Genomic DNA, 19,595 nt, shown 5'->3' on the forward strand with positions numbered 1-19,595 from the left:
ATAGGCATTGGCGGATTGACGTGTTAATATACAAGCTCAATCTCTTGATCCTGCAGAAGCTGAATCCATTCTGGGGCAGGCTCTTGGTCAGTGATGAGCATGTCAATATTTGAGAAGCTGGCTAATTGAACAAAGGCAGTCTTATCAAATTTGGTGTGATCTGCGAGCAAAATCACCTTAGCTGCCTGCTGAAGCATCGTTCGCTTAAGTTCACTTTCCGGCTCATTGGAGTCCATGATCCCTTTATTCAACGAGAGAGCTTTACAGCTCAAGATAAGCTTGTCCACGTGATATTTGCGCACGGTATCCTGTGCAACCGTGCCTGTCAAAGACAATGAGGATGCTCGCAGGGTACCCCCGGTTGATATCATCTGGTGTCCTGTGCTTGCCAGCTCATGCATGGAGACGGCGGAATTCGTTATAATTGTTAAATGGCTTCGGTGCTTAAGGAGCTTCATGAGCTCCATAGAACTGGAGCTGGGGTCCATCATTAATGTCTCGCCGTCGTGTATATAATTTAATGCCTTTCGGGCTATCGCTTGCTTGATCTCCAGATTGGCCCGCTGCCTAGTTACAAAAGGCAGGTCTTCATTCGTATGTTTGTTAATGATGGCTCCGCCATATGTACGGGTCAAAATTCCTTCCTTCTCCAGCTTCTCCAGATCACGCCGAATGGTTTCTTCTGTTACATTGAACTTCTGGCTAAGCTCCGACACCAGCACACGTTTATCATTCTGTGCAATGTCCATAATGTATTGTCGTCTTTCTGCTGCAAGCATGCGGACTCCTTTCCCCATGCTGTTATGCATGGTACCTGACTTATTACTAGAATTTATTATAAGACAATAAGCTCTTGAAAGTACATAAATGGACTCTAAATATATGTTGCAGACCTCAGCCGCATCATATATAATCAGTAACAACTTAAATTTGTCCTGTTGAAGGAGATTGAAATTCATGAAATTATCTCGCTTACAACCATATTATCATTTTAATCTGCGTTAGCACACCTGTTACGTTATTCACAGGTGGGCTAACGCATTTCGCGTTCGGCCCCCCTGCGGCATAGATGAAACGCGCAGGACCAATGGGGTCCGGCGCGTTTTTTATTTTTGCCAAATGAAGGGAGACGGTGAAACAGATGCAATCGATGAAATGGAATGAATTAACCCATCCAAGAAATGAACGACAAACGACTATAAATGAGGAAATGGAAAAATTCGGATTCAAGGAGCGCTCCTGCTCACTCACTATATCGAAACAAGCGGGATATGAAGCAGAAGCACAGCTGCTTGTCGCAGCTCTCAATTTGTTTGATCACTTAGGTATACCTGTTCAGCTGGAGTGGAATACCGAGTGGCTTCGTAGAGCTGGAATCTCTGCTGAAGAAGCTGAAATGACCTTCGAGAAAACAGGAATCGCCCATCTTCTTCTAACGGATTCAGAGATAGAGGTACAGAGCAGAGATGAAGAAATAGTAATCTACACTATCTTTAACGATCAAGGTGAGAGCTTGCTTGCCCGGTCTGTGTACGTTTCAAAAGCTTCGGATTCCGCGGTGAAATTAAATATTGACCTTCAAGCTATAGAGAAGTTGAGAGTGGAACAGGTAGTGACGAATTGTACGAAGCAGGCTGAGCTGATCTCGCTGCTTGCTGCGCCTGAGTCGAGTACTGCTGCATCCAGAGCGGCGGCTGAGCTTGAGGGGGCAGGTATTACAGTCAGAACAATATACTCGAACGAGATATTAAATGAGCTCACACCGAGATATGCAATCCGAATCGAATCAGACCCATTAAATGAAGCTGAGACTGAGACAGGACTTATGCCAATTACGCTAATCGATCATGTACAGCGTACGGAGACCAAACTGGTGCTGGACCAGGGCATTCATGTGCTGACTCAGCTGTTGTTGTAGAGCTCGATAGGAGTACATTTGAAATCACCATCAAAAAACGTTATTCTTAATGTCAGTATTTTGCAATTCATTCCAATATTAAAAATGGGTTAAAAAGAGGAAGCTGAATATGGACATGAAGAAGGGCTTAAGTATTCATAAGCATTCACCGAATTTGGAAGAGTATAGTGATCCAATCATGTATGACATGGAAAATGACGAATTTGATGGTGATTTTGCATTGATTGAGAAATGGGCATCTTTAATGGGAGGCACTCTTATTGATCTGGCCTGTGGCACAGGACGTACGGCTATTCCTCTCGCTGATAAAGGTTATTCCGTTATTGGTGTGGATGTACACGAAGGGATGCTGGAGAGAGCGAAGCTCAAAGCAGAGGAAGAGCACACGGATATCCGGTTTGAACTGCAGAATTGTGAAGAGCTGGAACTGGATATGAAGAGCTCGATGATTTATATGGTGGGCAATGCCTTTCAGCATTTTCTGACGAACGAAGCACAGGATAAGCTGCTGCGGTCTGTAGCTGCTCATTTGAAGTCAGGCGGTGTATTCCTATTCAATACCCGGTTTCCGAGTGCGGAAGAGCTGCTGCAGCCTGCTGAGGAAGAGTACTGGAGAACCTATGTAACGGATGACGGAAAACAAGTGGATGTATTTACGACTAGTCATTACGATGCACTGACTCAAGTACAGAATTATATTATTGTTCGAAAAACGAAACAGGATGATCTAACGATTGAGAACGAGCTTAGAACGACGATCCAGCTGCGATATACGTATCCGATGGAAATGGAGCGGCTGCTCGCCCGACACGGATTTCGAGTGATTGAGCTCTATGGTGACTGGGAAGAGAACCCGCCTGTGGACAGCAAACCGGAACTAATCTATGTATGTCAGAAGGAAAAGGAACTAGATACGTATGGATCTGGTTTACATTCGGCATTCTAAGTGCTATTATTATAAAAATTAATGGATGAATAAACGCGATGAAGAGAAGAGTAAATGAACAGAATTCCTCATCAGAGAGCTCCGGAAGCTGAGAAGGAGCAGGAAGTCTGCCGTTGAATCAAGCCTCTGAGCAGCGCATCGGAACCTGGGATTTAAGGCGATGGTGTGACAGGAGCTCCTGTTATAGAGCTAGAGTATAAGTATATTGCCAGGGCATTATGCCGTACTTGAAGAGGTGGATACAGTGATGTATTCATGAAGCAGGGGTGGCAGCACGGTTGATCAAATCTCGTCCCCAAGACAGATGTCTTGGAGGCGGGATTTTTTTGTTTTATTCACCTGTTGATGAAGTTACGAAATGGTTTCAATCCGGAGGAGGCAATGTACAATGAAAGAAGCAGAGCACAAAAAGGAAGCTACAAGTGATTTTTTAACCAGTCTGATTCAGCAAGATGTGGAGGACGGGGTCTATAACAGATCAATCAATACGCGGTTTCCTCCAGAGCCAAATGGGTACCTGCATATTGGAAGCGCATATGCGATTCATGTCAATTCGTCGATTGCGAAGCATTTTGACGGTGTATTTAATCTTCGTTTTGACGATACGAACCCGCTCAAGGAAGATCTGAAATATGTTCAAGCGATAGAGGAGGATCTCCGCTGGCTTGGTCTCTCACCTAAGGCGTATTATGGCTCGGATTATTCTGAGCGAATCTATGAGGCAGCGGTTACTTTGATCAGTAAAGGAAAGGCATATGTATGTGATCTAAATCCAGAACAACTAACAGAACACAGGGGCACACTTACAGAGCCCGGCAAGAATAGTCCGTATCGGGAGCGCTCAGTAGAAGAGAACAAAAATTTGTTTGAGCAAATGAGGAAAGGGGAATTTGAGAGTGGAGCCAAGGTGCTGCGTGCGAAGATAGATATGTCCTCACCCAATATCACACTTAGAGATCCAGTATTATATCGGATCATTCATGCTCCGCATTACCGTACAGGGACGGCATGGTGTATTTACCCAACGTATGATTTTGCCCATCCGATACAAGATGCCATCGAAGGGATTACCCATTCGCTGTGCTCGGCAGAGTTCAAGGAGCATCGCCCGTTGTATGAGTGGGTGCTGGAGGAGCTGGAAATACCGGAGCCTCCAAAGCAAAGAGAATTCGGACGATTGAATCTTACGGGTCAAGTGACGAGCAAACGGTATTTGAGAGAGCTGGTTGAAGGTGGATTCGTTGATGGCTGGGATGATCCAAGGCTTCCAACTCTGATGGCTTATCGCAGAAGAGGTGTGTCTCCGGGGAGTATTTTTCGGTTTATGACCGAGGTGGGCATGCTTCGTCAGAACAGCACTGTAGAATCGGCTATGCTGGATCATTTTATTCGTCAGGATCTGAAGGGCAGAGCGATCAGTGTCATGGCTGTGCTAGATCCCCTGAAAGTGGTCATCACGAATTATCCTGAAGGGGAGGTAGAGATGCTTCCAATCAAAAACAATGAAACGAATGAGCAATTAGGTGAGCGGGAGGTTCCATTTTCACGAGAAGTGTTTATTGAGAGAGAAGATTTTATGGAGCATCCGATGAAAGGATATTTTAGATTATCTCCCGGACAAGAAGTTCGTTTAAAAGGAGCATATTATATTCGATGTGAGTCTGTCATAAAGGATATGGACACCGGGGAAATGATAGAGCTTCATTGTACGTATGACCCAGAGACCAAGAGCGGAACCGGCTATAATGGCAGAAAAGTAAAATCGACCATACACTGGGTATCTGCATCCCATGCGGAGAAGGCACAAGTCCGATTGTTCGACCATTTGCTTAAAGAGGACGCGGTTATTGCTGAATCTGATAATCATTGGGAAGAGCTGGTTAATCCTCACTCGATGGCAGTTATGAATGCATGGATTGAACCGATGATCAATTCGGCAGCTCAAGATGAGACGTATCAATTTATACGGCACGGCTATTTCAGTGTAGATCCCAAATCTCCTGAATCAGCGGGCATCGTTTTTAATCGAATTGTTGCTTTGAAGGATGGTTGGAAGAAAAATCGGGAGTGATCTTGGTCTGGCTGTTCAGTTATATAAGATTCATGATAAAGTCCTTCCCGGCCTTCATTTGTGCGGAGAGGGACTTTAAATATCTCGATCATCAGTAGTCTGCACGTATGATGAGCATGAAGATGTAGCAACCTATGTAATGAGGCCTCGAGTGATACCCAGCCATAATTCAAGCATTTTGAACGGCCTATCATTGACACAGCTATTCGAATCCGTTAATATACATGCATGCACATGCATCATAGTCATCGAATTCAGCTGGTAAAGCTTCTAACTTAAATCCTATATATTCAAAGGAGAGATACGTTAAATGATCGATATGTTCAGCGAGTATAAACTTAAAGGGCTTGAGCTTAAGAACAGAATTGTCCTGCCTCCGATGTGTCAATATTCAGTTACCAAAAAAGATGGCGTAGTGAATGATTGGCATCACACACACTATGTCAGTCGAGCTATTGGCGGAACCGGACTGATCATCATTGAGATGACCGATGTAGAGCCCGACGGAAGAATTAGTGACTATGACCTCGGTCTGTGGTCAGATGAACAGGTAGCGCCATTGGCTCGTATTGTAGAGGATGCACACAAATACGGAGCAAAGGTAGGTATTCAGATCGCCCATGCGGGTCGTAAAGCAGAGGATGCAGAGGTGCCGGTTGCTCCTTCACCTATTGCTTTTGACGAACAATCCAAGACCCCGCGTGAGCTTTCTACTGAGGAAGTGAAGGGGATGGTGGAGAAATTCAGACTTGCTGTTCGCCGTGCCGTACAGGCAGGTGTGGATGTTATCGAGCTTCACGGTGCACACGGCTACCTGATCCATCAATTCCATTCCCCGCTCACGAACAGAAGAACGGATGAATATGGTCAGGATCTGACTAAATTCGGTGTGGAGATTATCCGTGCGGTGAAGAGTGAAATGCCGGAGGATATGCCGCTCATCATGCGGATCTCCGCTAAAGAATATGTGAAGGGCGGATATGGCATTAAGGAGAGTCTTGAATTCAGCAAGGCCTACAAAGAAGCAGGCGTTGACATGTTCCATGTAAGCTCTGGAGGAGAAGGTCCTATTGGTGCGGATGGACGACCAGGCACTCATACGGCTTATCAGGTGCCGCTTGCCAGAGTAATTAAGCAGGGCTTGAATGTTCCAGTCATTGCTGTTGGTAGACTGGATGAGCCGGGATTAGCCAATTCCGTGATCGGTAATGAGGATGCTGATCTGGTTGCTGTAGGCAGAGGGATGCTTAAGAATCCGTACTGGCCTTTAACTGCTGCCGAATCTCTGCGTAAACAAACAGATGTCCCAAGACAATACGCAGGTGGATTCCGGTTAGGCTAAACTCTCTCTCTGGCTTTTATCAGGATGAATCGAACTTCTGTAATCTGAAGTTGTTTGTTATAATAAGATGATAAGTAGTAAGATTATTGTTAGAGATTCATCTTATGAAGCCGAGGGGAATTACTTATGGACATGAATCAAGAGCATGACCTTATAACGAGCTGGTTATCACTGACTCACATCCAAATGAATATAGAGAGTCTGCTTGATCAGTCATTGCAGGCTAAACATGATCTGTCATTAAATGAATTTTATATGTTGTACTTCTTATCTCAAGCTCCGCAAAAAAGACTGAAGCTGCAGCAGCTGGAGTCGATGGTAGGACTTAGCCAGAGCGCCATGTCTAGATTTGTGGCACGATTTGAGGCCAAAGGATGCGGTGCCCTGAGAAGATCAGCATGTGAGGAAGACCGGAGAAGTGTGTACACTTCACTTACAGATATCGGCCAGGAGAAAGTGAACCGAGCGTTTCATACCTTTAATGAAGTATTAATCAAGGCTTTACCGGATACGGATCTAAAAGGGTTGCTCGAATCTTTACTTCGTGTTAAGCAGGATCGTTAATAATGATGCAGTAACGAGATGCAAGCCTAGAAGGCAGTTTGCCTTCCAGGCTTGTTTTTTTGCGGCAGAACGCAATATATACATAAACCAAGCATTAAAATAAAGGACATACTTTAAAAGAAGGGGGATCCAATCTCGCCGTTATAGATTCCTGATACATAATGAAATGTGCCCGGACTACTAGGAAAATGTACTGAATGATGAACTGCTGACATAGGATATGTTAACGATTCTTGTCAGGAGGTAGTGAGAAATGGCTCAGTTCATCGATTCAAGAACTTCTCAAAATGCGAGCACATCCAACTCGATTGCTATACCGATTCTAGTCATCGGCACGCCCCAGCTGTTTGGACAGATTGGCTTACAGACAGCAGGTGTCGGCACGAACCCGCGTGTGGTATTCAGTGGAACCATTGGATTACAGCTCCCACTTGCGCTTGCTGGGGTTACAATAACGGTGGTCAGAGGAACTCTATCAACCGATCCTGTCGTATATTCAGCCACATCAACCTTTGATTTAAGCTTGCTTGCTCCGCAAATTATTAATTTCACGGCTACAGATTTTAACCCGCCAATTGAGCCGCAGCTTACGTATTCTGCCTTTGTGGCTGCCAACTTGCTTGGGACGATTCGGGTAGGTCCGGAAACGTTCAATGGGCAACTGTACTCGGATTAATAAACAACAGAAGTAGGACAGTGCTTTTCAGAACAGATGGATTAGATGTACTGTAATAAACAAAAACCGGCTTGGAATGTCCTATTCCTAAGCCGGTTTTTGTGTCTGGAAGTCAGCCTTCCATCGTCTTCACATAGTATTCCCGATCTCGGGGACCGTCAAATTCACAGAAGTAAATACCTTGCCAGCGGCCTAGAACCAGTCTGCCATTCTGAATAATGACCGTCTGCGAGGTTCCCGTCGTTATTGCCTTCAAGTGAGAAGCCGTGTTTCCTTCGGCATGCAAGTACTTGGGATGATTCCATGGGTATACTTCATCAAGTCGGAGCAGCACATCGTGCTTGACATCGGGGTCAGCATTTTCATTAATGGTAATTCCTGCGGTAGTATGAGGACTATAAATCATTGCAATCCCGTCAGTGATGCCACTCTTCGCCACAGCAGCTCTCACTTCCTCCGTAACATCCCGCATTTCATCTCTGTTGAATGTTTTCAGCGTCAATTTTTGCAGCATCTAATCCCTCCAACCATAATCTTCTCTTTCATATTGTACCCATGTCTCGTTTGAGCGCAACAAGTGCTCCTTGAAGGACGCAATCGGAAGCGTCCGAAGAATAGATATACATGGGATGAATCGATTAGAAAAATAACCTTAGGACGGCCATGCTTACAACACCGACAATAACGGTTACAGACAAGCTTTTGGTCCATACCGCAACTACAAGCGTTGGAACAAGAGCAATGACGGTGCTCCAATCGATTGCAATCTGATCATTAGTCTCTGTTATCATGCTCTCAACAACGAGGGCAGACAAAATACAGATTGGAATATACGAGAGCCACTTCAGTACAACATCTGGCATACGGACACTTCGAACAAAAATGAAAGGTATGATCCGCGGAAGCAGTGTAACAAGTGCACATCCCACGAACAGCCAAATCATCGTCATGCTAGTATTCATCGCTCAGTCACCACCCCGATCGTTGCTACAAGGATGGTGGAGAGTAATACGGCCACATGGGACGGTACGAGATAAGAGAGCAGGATCATGCTGATGACCATATATAGAACGAGGGATAGGCGATGCTTCAGCTTGGATCTCTCGGTACTATGGAGCTGAAGGACGAGCAGAGCGGCAAACATGGCAACAAGAGCGAAGTCGAGTCCTAGAGCTTCCGGATTTGCGATCCACTGTCCTGATATTCCCCCGAGGGTACACGCTGCAATCCAGCATAAATAAGCCGTCAGATTAAGTCCATTCATCCACTTTCCTGATAGAGAGCCCTGTTCTGCAATACGATTTGCTGCTACCCCGAACGTTTCGTCGGTAAGGAGTGCACCGAAGCCGATATTTTTGGAGATCGAATATCTCGTCAGATAGGGAGCGATCGTCAGGCTAAGCAGAAAATGTCTTAGATTTACAATGAAAGTAGTTAAAATAATGGCTGAAGCCGGCGTGTTTACAACGAGCAGTGCACAAATAATGAACTGAGCAGAGCCGGCATAGACAAGAATGGACATAAGAGCAATCTCGAGTATACTAAGCCCCGATGATACGCCTACAATTCCGAAGGCAAAGCCAATACTCATATAACCCAGCAGGGTGGGAACACAATCTTTGACGCCTTGCAGAAATGAATTCTGATCTTTAGGCATGGGGATATTGCTTCCAGCTTGAATGCTCATTTCTCCAAACCCTCCGTTTGATTCCCTGCCCATTTGCCCGTTACAACATGATACAGATCCTTGTGTCCTCTCCATAATGCTTCTGCCTTATCGGAACCGACTTCCTTAACAAGCTCGGAGAACATAATATCGTGGCGGATGTATTCCATGGCAACCAGGACGAGAGCAGGATCTTCTGTCTTGATAGCCCACGCGGTTGACCCCGGTGAGAAATTAGCGATCAGCACTTCCTTATTATCTCTGGCAATTATCGTTAGTCTGCCGCCCATGCGTTCTTCTGCCACCTGAGGAGACATGTAATTGTGATGGGTTGTAAACCCGAGCTTCATCTGATCGGGACCAAATACGATGGCGTAAACAGGGAGCTTCTGCTCTTGCCTGATCATTGCTTCATCCTGTATATATGAAAATTCGTTCTCCCATATGGAGAACCACAGTTCTTCTTCAGCCTGCTTGATCATCGAGTTCATCTCGGCAATGACATGTGCATCACTGTGAATACGATGAATGACATCTACCTCTCGTTCTCCTTCCAGAGCGGTGAGCTTCGTTTCGAGATACCGAAAGGATTGCTCAAATTCACTGCGAGTCCGATGGATGAGTTCTCTCGCTGGCAGCGGAGCATAGGTTACTGGATCACTGGGTACCGTGTGAACAGCTCCTTTATCCAGCAGCTTTCCAAGCACTTCATAAATCATTGATCTCGGTACACCGGTACGTTTACTGATTTCGTAGCCTGTAATAGGTGAATGCTTCAATAGACCGATATATGCCTTGCATTCATAGGCGGAGTAGCCCAATTTTTGAAGGGATCGATAGATTTCTTCGTCCATAAGGTCAGTTGTCTCCTTTGATGTGATAGTAGTTAGTGTACCAATCACTATAGGTAAGGTATGGAGTAATGTCAATATATTTTCAGATTCTTCTCTGCTGCACTTGAAATGGGTTTGAAGTGACTCTGTTGTAGAGTCTATAATAAAAGGAAACAAAAACATTACATACCGAGGAAGCGAAAGGGGACGTTATGAACAACGAGCCGATATGGACGAAGGATCAAATTACCTCTGCTGAACAGCTGAGAGAGAACATAGATCAGCCACATGAAGCGATTGTGAAGAAGTCGATCAGTGTAATTGATGAGACCATTCGGGATTATGTGTCCAAATCCTCGATCTTTTTTCTGGCTACCTCCAGCTTGGAGCGCAAGACAGACGTCTCCCCGCGTGGAGACGAGCCAGGATTTGTGAAGATATTGGACGAGAAGCATCTGGCCTTCCCAGATCGCCCGGGTAATCGCAGAGCGGATTCGCTTCAAAACATCATTGAGAATCCACAGGTTGGCATGATTGTCGTCATTCCTGGCTCCAACGATGTCCTTCGAATTAACGGACGAGCGGTCATTACGAGAAATGAGGACTTTATTACATCTCAAGGCTGGGACGGCAAAACGACGGGGCTTGCCGTTGTTGTCGAGGTTGAAGAATGCTTCGTGCATTGTCCGCGGGCTTTTAAACAGGCAGGTCTCTGGAGCCAGGATCAATGGATTCCCAAGGAAGAGCACCCGAATACGAGCGAGATGTTCAAGGCGCATCTGGCGATCAACGGCTGGAAATAAGGGAGCGGAAAAAGCTATAATGGAGTAGACTGTCGCTTACATAAAATTTAGATACAGATAAAGGAGTGGAGCTGCATGCAGGATCTAAGAGGTAAAACTGCGCTCATTACGGGAGCCGGAAGAGGAATTGGCCGCACAACCGCCATTTATTTTGCCAAGGAAGGTATTCATGTTGGACTGATTGGAAGAAGTATTGAGAACCTTGAGAAGGTAGCTGCTGAGCTGACTGAATATGGAGTTCGAGTATCACTAGCAAGCGCCGATGTGGCTGATCTTGCATCTGTGAATCAAGCGGTGGAACACATTACGAATGAACTGGGACCCATTGATATTCTGATCAACAACGCCGGTATCGGCAAATTTGGCGGGTTCCTTGCGCTTGAGCCAGAAGAGTGGGAGCAAATTATTAAAGTGAACGTCCTGGGCGTTTATTATGTAACCAGAGCGGTATTACCGCAAATGATTGAGCGCAACAGTGGTGACATCATCAATATATCCTCTACCGCAGGACAGAAGGGCTCTCCAGTATCCAGCGCTTACAGTGCATCGAAGGCAGCAGTACTGGCGATGACAGAATCTCTGATGCTCGAAGCGAGAAAACACAATATTCGTGTGAGCGCCCTTACTCCGAGCACAGTTGCAACCGATATGGCGGTAGAACTGAACCTGACAGATGGCAACCCGGAGAAAGTAATGCAGCCAGAAGATCTTGCTGAATATATGCTGGCACAGCTGAAGCTGAATTCACGCATCTTCATTAAATCAGCCGGCATGTGGTCAACTAACCCATAAGGTTGGTATAGAGGAGCTGTGTTATTAATCACATACTAACGATAAGAGAAACCATTCGCAATCAATTGCGGATGGTTTTTTTATGATGAAAAAAATAATTCCTAAGCTCCCTTCGACGGAGTACAATATATGGATAGGTAACTCTCTGACCGAAGGAGGGGCTGAGTGATCATGCTGTATGAGCAATATCTAACGCTAAATCAGAAGCTTCATAACAAGGGAGCAGGCGATATCCCGATTGAGGTTACGGTTGAGCGAATCGCTGAGATTCTGTTCTGTACAACGAGAAATGCGAAATTGGTTATACGAAAAATGACTGAACAAGGCTGGATCAGCTTCGTATCAGGCAGAGGCAGGGGAAATCGTTCAAGGCTTACATTCCTTGTGGATCGGGAAGAAATACTGCTCACGATGGCTAAAGATCTTGCGGAGAGAGGACAATTTAAACCCGCCTTCGAGCTGCTCCATGCTCATGGTGAAGGGAATTCAATAGATCAGTTTTCTGTTTGGCTGGACGGGTATTTTGGACTTGAAAAAGAACACAAAACGGGCAGTGAAACCAAGGATGTACTAAGAATCCCGATCTATCGTCCCATCCATACCATGGACCCTGCCGATTGCTTCTGCAGCCTGTCCGCACATATGATACAACAGCTCTTTGACCGGCTTGTGATCTATGATATCAATACAAAGCGGTTTATTCCGGCACTGGCGCACCACTGGGAATCCAATGAAGATGCTACGGAGTGGACGTTCCATCTTAGAAAGGGTGTCTTGTTTCATAATGGAGCAAAGTTAACCTCTGAAGATGTCCGCTTTACGATGGAGCGGCTTGCCTCAGATCGAAGAAACAGCTGGATTCTCCGGTCTCTGAAGCAGATCGAGGCACCTTCATCGCATACCTTTCGCTTCGTATTTTATCGTCCGAACTGGATTTTTCTCCGATTTGTGACAGCGGTATCCATGTCGATTCTGCCAAAGGACTATGCAGGACTCCCTGAAGAAAAGTATTGGGAGCATCCGGTTGGAACAGGACCGTTTCAATTTGCAGAATGGACGGAATGCTGCTTCACGATGAACGCTTATCCTTATTACTATCAAGGTCGGCCATACTTGGACAGCGTCATCGTGGCTACGTTGCCGGAGGAGGCGGGATTGATCGGAGGCTCGTCCAGAAAATGGAGCTGTCTGAACCGTGTGACTGCTGAGAATGAGATGGACACTGGTGCTGCTGAGGATACTTCAAATTCGCAGGACACGAAGCCGTTTGATCAGATTGCTTCCGAGCATTACTGTACCGGACTTCTTACCTGGAATATGACAAAAGAGGGGAGTCAGCAGAACGCTAAGTTTCGTCAAGCGGTTAACCTGTATTTGGACAGAGTAAGAATGATAGAGGATTTAGGAGAACATCGGTCCCATCCCGCACATTCCTTTCTTGCGGACAACCGTTATGCAAGGCAAGCTCATGTTGTGGATGAACTGCATGCCAGACAGTTATTGAAGGAATCGGGTTACGACGGATCAACGGTCGTGATTGGCAGCTATGGACTGCATTTGCGTGACGCAGAATGGGTGAAATCCAGACTTGCTGATCTAAATATTAAGGTGATTGTCGTTGCCAGGGATATGACAAATATTCTTGCTGATCATTTAGTAGAAGAACTGGACTGTATCATTCATTCCGTCGTGTTTCCGGGTGAAGAGGTGTGCTTGATTGAGAATTATGAGCAGCACGGCAGCTATGTAAAAGAATTACTGGACCCCGGTATTACGGATTGGCTACATGAGCGAATCGATCATGCGCTGGCTTGCAGATGGGCCGATGAACGAATGGCCATACTCGAAGAGATTGAGGAATATTTGAGAAGAGAAGCTCAAGTTCTGTTTCTTAATCATTCCAGCTTCCAAATCCAATCCGATGCCTCCTTTAAAGGCGTAGCTATTAATTCACTCGGATGGATTGATTTTAAAGAAATATGGAAATCTTGACCAAGAAAAAGAGCAGGCTGCATTATAGCAGACCTGCTCTTTTTGAGTCGATTACATACAATCGTTCATTATTCAAGCGGATGATGGTTATCGTGATCGGCGCTTCCGAAAGAAACCATATAACAGACTCCGATTAAAAAATCGGAATTGTGCATTATGAAGCATTCTTCTCTTTGCTCTGCTGCTTGAATAAGCTCTTAGAATCCCTAGTCGATCCTCATGTTCCCAAATCTGCTGCTGATATTCGTGCAGCTTGTGTTGTGTGTAATCATTCATAATAAAGACCTCCTTCTTGATGTCTTTATTATGAGGCTGTGCTTCGCTGCTAAAAAGTGTAAACCTTACAGCAAAGACTTCACCTTTTAACCGTTCAGCTTATAGGCTACATTCTTGAATTAAGAAATAAATCACGTTAATGATTCATATGCTGAACTAGATGGGGCGCAAAGAGCATTTGAAGGGAGGAGAGAACTCCTATTGTGCTAATAATTCTGTTCCTGTTTGCTATAGGTTCGGCGATTGCCAGTGTAGATACAACCTGTGGACTTAACGTACTTGGGAGTCTTGAGCATACGAAGGGGAGCAAAATGAAGTATGCATTCATTTACATTATCTCTTGCATGGCAGGCGGGACGGCGACCGGACTAATCATCAGCGGCCTGAATGCAGTCATTGGCTTGACGACGCTCTCTGCTTATTCCGAGCCTATTCTAATCACATGGTTTGTTATTGTACTGCTGCTCGAGATGTTCAACAAGTCGGCAATTCTGCCCTCGGGTAATTTTATCGTGCCTTCATCGTGGATCAGCAAAGCGGATTACCGCACCGCGGCCTTGTGGGGGAACATATTAGGACTTGGCTTCATCACATTACAGGCAGGCGTATTATTTCATACTTATGTCTTTGTCTCATTATTCACAACACCTTGGTGGGCAAGTGTTGCAGCGGGATGCGCTTTTGGATGTATCAGAGGGATCGTATATAGTATCCCGGTGGTCCGATCTATGGTGTATCGATTACTTGAAAAAAGAGCGGGACATTATACATTCCTCACCGCTACAAGGCTGACGTTGTCTTACTTGTTAATCTTAGGCTCCATAGCGGCACTGTTAATTTCTTAACGTTATAAAGCCAATGTGGAATGGGGTGATAGCGATATGTACGAATTTCTTACTGTCCTTATGACCTTTCCATTACTCATGTCGTCAGCAAGCTTCTTTTGGGGAAAAGCACTAGGCGATCCGAGTAATTTTCCAGCTCATCCATTCCTCTATAACTTACTTATCAGTGTGCAAATATTGGCTGCACTTATCGTCTTCATTTACCAAGCCCCCCTCAGCTTCATCCTTCTTTCATTGGTGTATCTGTCCCAAGCTGTAGGGGTTCTGATCATCATGCGTAATAAAGGCAAGGTAGAATGTGGCTGCCTGGGTCCACAGGTGAACTCCAGGTTGAGCTATAAGCTTGTTCTACTGAATCTGTCGTTTGTCTGTGCTGGCATTATAATCTGTTATTTGACTTATCCGATCTACGATCCCGTTATTATGCTAGAAGGTGCATTTATCTATCTGATTGTTATGCTGCTCGCTCTATTCATTGCTGTAGGCGTTCCTGATGCACTATATGCCACTACAGCTTACCGTTCTGCTGCCCGTCTTAACCGGCAAGTCGTCGTTAAGCAGAGAGGAGGCGGAAATTGAGTACTTTATTTTGGCTGTCGTACATCATGCTCTGGCTGCTCGTCATTCCGCTCGTCATTCTGAATTTGGTGCTGTTCAGGCAGCTTGGAATTATGATTATGGGAACGGCCCGAGGAGTGAATCAGTCTGGAATTCCAATTGGACATAAGATCCCTCAAGTTGCAGCCTTCCGTTTAAAAGGAGAGGAATGGTCAACGGTCGAGTTGCTCGGTTCCCCATCCTTAATGCTGTTTGGTTCTCCCACCTGCAAAGAATGCGCAGAGATTATGCCTGATTTTAAACGTATTGCGGAAATAAATGAGGTGAAGCCCATTCTCTTGTTGTTTTCAACGGCTGAGTTTGCCGCTGAGTATGTAAGAAAGATTAATTATACAGATGAAGTGATGCTGGTAAATCCGGATTTGGCAAATCAGCTGGATGTTCAGGTCACACCGTTCGCCTATGCGATCGACAGAAACGGCATCATCAAGCATAAAGGCCTGGTTAACAGCAGAGACCAGCTGGAGGAGTATGTTAAGGCTTCAAGAGCTTCATGAGAGGTGAAGTATGTGGCGTAATCCAAAAAATAAAGACGAACAGATTCAGGACTACATCAGCAGACAAGTCAGAGCATGGAATCATGCTCATGGGCTGAAAAAAGTGATGAACAAAGCTGCTGGGGCGATTGCCGCAGCATTAGCCAGGCTGTTCATTCGGGATCGGGGTACAGCCCAGATTTCTTATCTGTCGGGAGGTTGTTTCCCTCCACATGGTCAGCTGTGTCGTGATTGTGGTTCTGACGGTGCCTGTCCTTCCACCTATGTGACTTGCACAACATATAATGCACTCATGGGCTGCAGGGGCTTGTGTCCGCATCCTTCGGGATGGTGGTACACCAGTGACCCTGTAGGGTTCAGGAGTAAATGCACCGATTGTGTGTCTCAGCATGTTAAGCCCTATACGCCAGGAAATTGGTGTTATCAAGGTGCCCGGATTAACGGTGAATATGTGATTTGTGGATGTCAATCGACCTTATTATACTGACATCTTCGGGTGATCAAACACTTAAATATGGGCGTTTGCATATACTGTCTATCAAGATGAGAATAGGGAGGAACGTCATGTCTAATCAGCGTGAACGTCAATTGATGTTTCAGTGTGAACATGAGATCGCGGATTATTTGAAGCAGTATCGGCACTATGTAAAGGAATCGTGTGAGCAATTCTTGAACTATGACGTCAGCATACAAACATTGGACGGGGAAACGTTTGAAGGTACGATTGTAAATGTAGACCCGCATCATGTATATATTAGACTTCATGAACAGCGGGGATTCGGCGGCCCTGGGTTTGGCCCTGGATTTGGCCCTGGAGGACCCGGACATGGAGGACCTGGCCCGGGCTGGGGACCTGGTGGAGGTCATGGACCTGGTCACGGCGGACCGGGATTTGGACACGGACCGGGCCCAGGATATGGCCCAGGTTTCGGCCCAGGACCTAATCCGAACGTCATTTTACCGCTTACATTATTCAATTTGCTTACGCTCAGTTTGCTGATGTAGTTCAAACTGGAATGCTGGTTAAAAAACTGCGGAATCTCCGCAGTTTTTTTATTTGATGTGTTGGATCGACGAGCAATTGAATTTAACGGTACTCATCTAGTGTATTAAGAACATATGTGCTTACAAACGAAGAATAATTTGATATGATTGCAAAGAGTTCTACTATTTTACAGGAGGTTGTTATAATGAAGCTGTGGTTTAAGCATAATTGGCTGCTGAGAGATCAGTGGTATGAATGGTGTCAGGAAGTTCCATATGAGGAGCTGGTGAAAGAGCGGACCGGCGGAGTCGGCAGCATCATGCGAACTCTCTTTCATATGATTGACGTGGAGTGGAGCTGGATTCAAATGATACAAGGAAAACCTCATGATGAGGAAAATTTCGAGGAATATAATACAGTGGACAAGATTCAGGAGCTCGATCGACGTTACCGTCTCGACATCAAAGACTTTATCGAGAATTGGAACGATAATTTGGAGACAACTCCATTTTATTTTCACGAGCCAACGGGTAAAGTGCACGTCGATGCATGGGGAGAAATTATGCGACATACCATTGCACACCAGATCCATCATCTAGGACAAATATCAGTGTGGGCAAGGGAGATGGGTAAGGCTCCTCTATCTGCAAACGTAATAGGAAGAGGACTCATTCAGCCTCAGTCCGTTCAGACTAAAGATGTCTAGCACGAAGTGATATATATAGATGCTTACCTCCTATTAATTACCCATACCAAATCTGTCATATTACATAATATATTGTATCTTAATAGAATAGGAGGTAAGGTCTATGGCTGAGTTTGTAGATGCAAGAACCTCTCAGAATGCCAGCTTTGCCAACTCCATTGCAATCCCGATTCTGATTATTAGTACACCGCAATTATTTGGTCAAATCGGGCTCCAAACCGCAGGAGTGGGTACAAACCCTCGTGTTGTATTACAAGGAACCATATCTTTGCAGCTTCCGCTTGCTCTCGTAGGAATTACCATTACGATTGTCAGAGGTACGGCTTCAACAGATCCTCTTGTGTATTCAGCGACTTCAACGTTTGATCTGAGTGTGCTTGCTCCTCAGGTTATTGCTTTTAATGCAGCAGATTTTAATCCACCGGTAACACCTCAATTAACTTATACGGCTTTTGTTACGTCCAACTTACTTGGAGCCGTACGCGTAGGGCCAGAGAGCTTCAGCGGCACTCTTGTATCTGATAATGTATAAGCTAGTACATTTTTGATAGCTGTATAGAGAGTATTCATGAAATATATGACTCTGCCGGCTCCTTAGCTGGCAGGGTTTTTATCTATTATTTTGCCTGCTATAATGGATGAAAAAAAGAATGGGTGCTTGCATTGACATTTGAACGAACTAAGCGATCCTGGCGGGCAGAGAAATTATCACATTTAGGCTCGTCTATCTTTACAGAAGTTGCAGAATGGAAAGAAGAAGCACGATCTTCCGGCAAAGAGATTATTGATCTGGGGATCGGAAGTCCTGACCGCGGACCTACAGCACATATTCGGAACGTATTGAGTGAAGCCGTACTTGATGAGAGTAATTATGCTTACCCGGGAACTTCCGGCACTCCGTCCTTTCGTCAGCAGGCAGCTGCATGGATGCAGCATCGATTTGAAGTGGATGTTGATCCAAATACAGAGATTTTAGCACTTATGGGTTCTCAGGATGGGCTGGCTCATCTCGCTCAAGCTATATGTAACCCTGGAGATTGTGCCATTGTTCCGGATCCCGGATATCCCATATATTCCGGTTCTCTTGCCATTGCGGGAGTGAGACCTTGGTATCTCCCACTCAAGGAAGAGAACCATTTTCTTCCTGATTTAGACAGCATTCCTGATCAAGTATGGGAGGAGGCAGTATTCATACTGCTTAACATTCCGGGTAATCCCATTGCCGTGACAGCGGATATAGAATTTTATGAGAAATTGATTCGGATTGCGACACAATGGAACGTGCTCATAGTACATGATTTGGCTTATTCGGAGATGGCATTTGATGATTACCGTCCTATGAGCATTCTAGAACTACCCGGAGCCAAAGATATCGCTGTTGAATTTCATTCCTTCTCGAAGAGTTTTAATATGGCTGGCTGCAGGATTGGATTCCTGACCGGGAATTCGGAAGTCATATCTGCCCTTCGTGACCTGAAGAGCAACATTGATTACGGAGTATTTGAACCCATTCAGGCGGCTGCAGTTGCTGCGCTGGAAGAGGCGATGAAGAAGGGAAAAGGTGACCGGGGAGTTGCACCCTTGTATGAAGCCCGCCGAAATGCTTTTGCAGAGGCTCTTGCAGCCGAAGGCTGGAATGTTCCTAAGCCTAAGGCGACAATGTTCGTGTGGGCCCCGCTTCCTGCGCGCTTTAAAGTGGCGGCGGGAGATGCACAGGCATGGACCTCACGGAAATTTGCTCGTGAATTGCTGCTGGATACAGGGGTGGTGGTCATCCCAGGGGAAGCCTTCGGATCAGAAGGAGAAGGGTACGTCCGAATTGCTCTTGTACAAGAACAGGAAATGCTTATGGAAGCAGCGAGGCGGATGGGCAGCTTTATCCGAGAATACGAAATGATTTGAATTTGGAAAAGAATCTCTAATAATAGAGGTTCTTTTCTTATTTAAAATGGAATTATGAAGTGAAACTGGAAATCATTGTGGTTGACAATAGAGGGGTGAAAAAGTAATATCTTCCTAAATACATACTTAAACTATCGGAATTGTTAAGTAATGATGGATATTA

23 protein-coding genes are annotated in these 19,595 nt (G+C 45.4%); 17 read left to right on the top strand and 6 right to left on the bottom strand.

The genetic code is table 11. The features are described from left to right. Positions 1-23: 23 nt before the first annotated feature. A complete protein-coding gene (locus PUW25_RS10880; RefSeq protein ID WP_047914015.1) occupies positions 24-779 on the bottom strand; it encodes a DeoR/GlpR family DNA-binding transcription regulator in 756 nt (251 codons plus the stop codon). A gap of 362 nt (positions 780-1,141) precedes the next feature. Between PUW25_RS10880 and PUW25_RS10885 the strand changes: the two genes are divergently transcribed. The 6 genes from PUW25_RS10885 to PUW25_RS10910 all read left to right on the top strand — a co-directional run bounded on the left by PUW25_RS10885 (position 1,142) and on the right by PUW25_RS10910 (position 7,517). Further along, a complete protein-coding gene (locus tag PUW25_RS10885; RefSeq protein ID WP_047914014.1) occupies positions 1,142-1,918 on the top strand; it encodes a hypothetical protein in 777 nt (258 codons plus the stop codon). Positions 1,919-2,027: 109 nt separating this feature from the next. Continuing rightward, positions 2,028-2,864, top strand: a complete 837-nt coding sequence (locus PUW25_RS10890) for a class I SAM-dependent methyltransferase (RefSeq protein WP_238546500.1) — start codon at positions 2,028-2,030, stop codon at positions 2,862-2,864. 388 nt (positions 2,865-3,252) lie between these two features. Further along, positions 3,253-4,935: a glutamine--tRNA ligase/YqeY domain fusion protein gene (locus PUW25_RS10895; RefSeq protein ID WP_047914013.1), complete on the top strand. Its 1,683-nt coding sequence runs from the start codon at positions 3,253-3,255 to the stop codon at positions 4,933-4,935. A gap of 310 nt (positions 4,936-5,245) precedes the next feature. Then, positions 5,246-6,277: an NADH:flavin oxidoreductase/NADH oxidase gene (locus PUW25_RS10900; RefSeq protein ID WP_205053226.1), complete on the top strand. Its 1,032-nt coding sequence runs from the start codon at positions 5,246-5,248 to the stop codon at positions 6,275-6,277. Positions 6,278-6,403: 126 nt separating this feature from the next. Next, positions 6,404-6,841, top strand: coding sequence for a MarR family winged helix-turn-helix transcriptional regulator (locus PUW25_RS10905; RefSeq protein ID WP_047914011.1), 438 nt, complete (start codon positions 6,404-6,406; stop codon positions 6,839-6,841). Positions 6,842-7,094: 253 nt separating this feature from the next. After that, the gene (locus PUW25_RS10910) at positions 7,095-7,517 is read left to right on the top strand and encodes a hypothetical protein (RefSeq protein WP_047914010.1); all 423 of its coding nucleotides are present in this window, start codon (positions 7,095-7,097) and stop codon (positions 7,515-7,517) included. A gap of 112 nt (positions 7,518-7,629) precedes the next feature. Here PUW25_RS10910 and PUW25_RS10915 read toward each other — a convergent pair whose 3' ends face one another. From PUW25_RS10915 to PUW25_RS10930, 4 genes are all read right to left on the bottom strand, one after another. Continuing rightward, entirely contained in the window at positions 7,630-8,031 is a 402-nt protein-coding gene (locus tag PUW25_RS10915; RefSeq protein WP_205053225.1) for a secondary thiamine-phosphate synthase enzyme YjbQ, read from the bottom strand. Between the two features lie 124 nt (positions 8,032-8,155). Beyond that, positions 8,156-8,479, bottom strand: coding sequence for an AzlD domain-containing protein (locus tag PUW25_RS10920; RefSeq protein WP_205053224.1), 324 nt, complete (start codon positions 8,477-8,479; stop codon positions 8,156-8,158). After that, positions 8,476-9,204, bottom strand: a complete 729-nt coding sequence (locus PUW25_RS10925; RefSeq protein ID WP_205053223.1) for an AzlC family ABC transporter permease — start codon at positions 9,202-9,204, stop codon at positions 8,476-8,478. The genes PUW25_RS10920 and PUW25_RS10925 overlap by 4 nt, the downstream gene beginning before the upstream one ends. Next, positions 9,201-10,037, bottom strand: a complete 837-nt coding sequence (locus tag PUW25_RS10930) for a TrmB family transcriptional regulator (protein WP_205053222.1) — start codon at positions 10,035-10,037, stop codon at positions 9,201-9,203. The genes PUW25_RS10925 and PUW25_RS10930 overlap by 4 nt, the downstream gene beginning before the upstream one ends. Before the next feature lie 191 nt (positions 10,038-10,228). Between PUW25_RS10930 and PUW25_RS10935 the strand changes: the two genes are divergently transcribed. The 3 genes from PUW25_RS10935 (at position 10,229) to PUW25_RS10945 (ending at position 13,603) form a co-directional block, all read left to right on the top strand. Further along, positions 10,229-10,819, top strand: a complete 591-nt coding sequence (locus PUW25_RS10935) for an MSMEG_1061 family FMN-dependent PPOX-type flavoprotein (RefSeq protein WP_205053221.1) — start codon at positions 10,229-10,231, stop codon at positions 10,817-10,819. Between the two features lie 75 nt (positions 10,820-10,894). Next, a complete protein-coding gene (locus PUW25_RS10940) occupies positions 10,895-11,611 on the top strand; it encodes a 3-ketoacyl-ACP reductase (protein ID WP_047914004.1) in 717 nt (238 codons plus the stop codon). Positions 11,612-11,782: 171 nt separating this feature from the next. After that, complete coding sequence (locus PUW25_RS10945) at positions 11,783-13,603, top strand: ABC transporter substrate-binding protein (protein ID WP_274337013.1); 1,821 nt, start codon at positions 11,783-11,785, stop codon at positions 13,601-13,603. 87 nt (positions 13,604-13,690) lie between these two features. Here the strand turns inward: PUW25_RS10945 and PUW25_RS10950 are convergent, their stop codons facing one another. Further along, positions 13,691-13,879, bottom strand: coding sequence for a hypothetical protein (locus PUW25_RS10950; protein WP_274337014.1), 189 nt, complete (start codon positions 13,877-13,879; stop codon positions 13,691-13,693). Between the two features lie 203 nt (positions 13,880-14,082). On the opposite strand from PUW25_RS10950, the gene PUW25_RS10955 reads away from it, so the two are divergent. The 8 genes from PUW25_RS10955 to PUW25_RS10990 all read left to right on the top strand — a co-directional run bounded on the left by PUW25_RS10955 (position 14,083) and on the right by PUW25_RS10990 (position 19,432). Beyond that, complete coding sequence (locus PUW25_RS10955) at positions 14,083-14,724, top strand: hypothetical protein (RefSeq protein ID WP_238546499.1); 642 nt, start codon at positions 14,083-14,085, stop codon at positions 14,722-14,724. A gap of 36 nt (positions 14,725-14,760) precedes the next feature. Beyond that, positions 14,761-15,303, top strand: a complete 543-nt coding sequence (locus PUW25_RS10960) for a MauE/DoxX family redox-associated membrane protein (protein WP_274337015.1) — start codon at positions 14,761-14,763, stop codon at positions 15,301-15,303. Then, a complete protein-coding gene (locus tag PUW25_RS10965; protein WP_274337016.1) occupies positions 15,300-15,839 on the top strand; it encodes a TlpA family protein disulfide reductase in 540 nt (179 codons plus the stop codon). The genes PUW25_RS10960 and PUW25_RS10965 overlap by 4 nt, the downstream gene beginning before the upstream one ends. A 10-nt stretch (positions 15,840-15,849) precedes the next feature. Beyond that, the gene (locus PUW25_RS10970; protein ID WP_274337017.1) at positions 15,850-16,326 is read left to right on the top strand and encodes a hypothetical protein; all 477 of its coding nucleotides are present in this window, start codon (positions 15,850-15,852) and stop codon (positions 16,324-16,326) included. A 77-nt stretch (positions 16,327-16,403) separates the two neighbouring features. After that, positions 16,404-16,844: a hypothetical protein gene (locus tag PUW25_RS10975; RefSeq protein WP_274337018.1), complete on the top strand. Its 441-nt coding sequence runs from the start codon at positions 16,404-16,406 to the stop codon at positions 16,842-16,844. A gap of 185 nt (positions 16,845-17,029) precedes the next feature. After that, positions 17,030-17,530, top strand: a complete 501-nt coding sequence (locus PUW25_RS10980; protein WP_274337019.1) for a DinB family protein — start codon at positions 17,030-17,032, stop codon at positions 17,528-17,530. 103 nt (positions 17,531-17,633) lie between these two features. Then, complete coding sequence (locus PUW25_RS10985; protein WP_274337020.1) at positions 17,634-18,062, top strand: hypothetical protein; 429 nt, start codon at positions 17,634-17,636, stop codon at positions 18,060-18,062. A 131-nt stretch (positions 18,063-18,193) separates the two neighbouring features. Then, entirely contained in the window at positions 18,194-19,432 is a 1,239-nt protein-coding gene (locus PUW25_RS10990; RefSeq protein ID WP_274337021.1) for an aminotransferase class I/II-fold pyridoxal phosphate-dependent enzyme, read from the top strand. Positions 19,433-19,595 lie beyond the last annotated feature (163 nt).

The organism is Paenibacillus urinalis, assembly GCF_028747985.1.
GTDB lineage: Bacteria > Bacillota > Bacilli > Paenibacillales > Paenibacillaceae > Paenibacillus > Paenibacillus urinalis.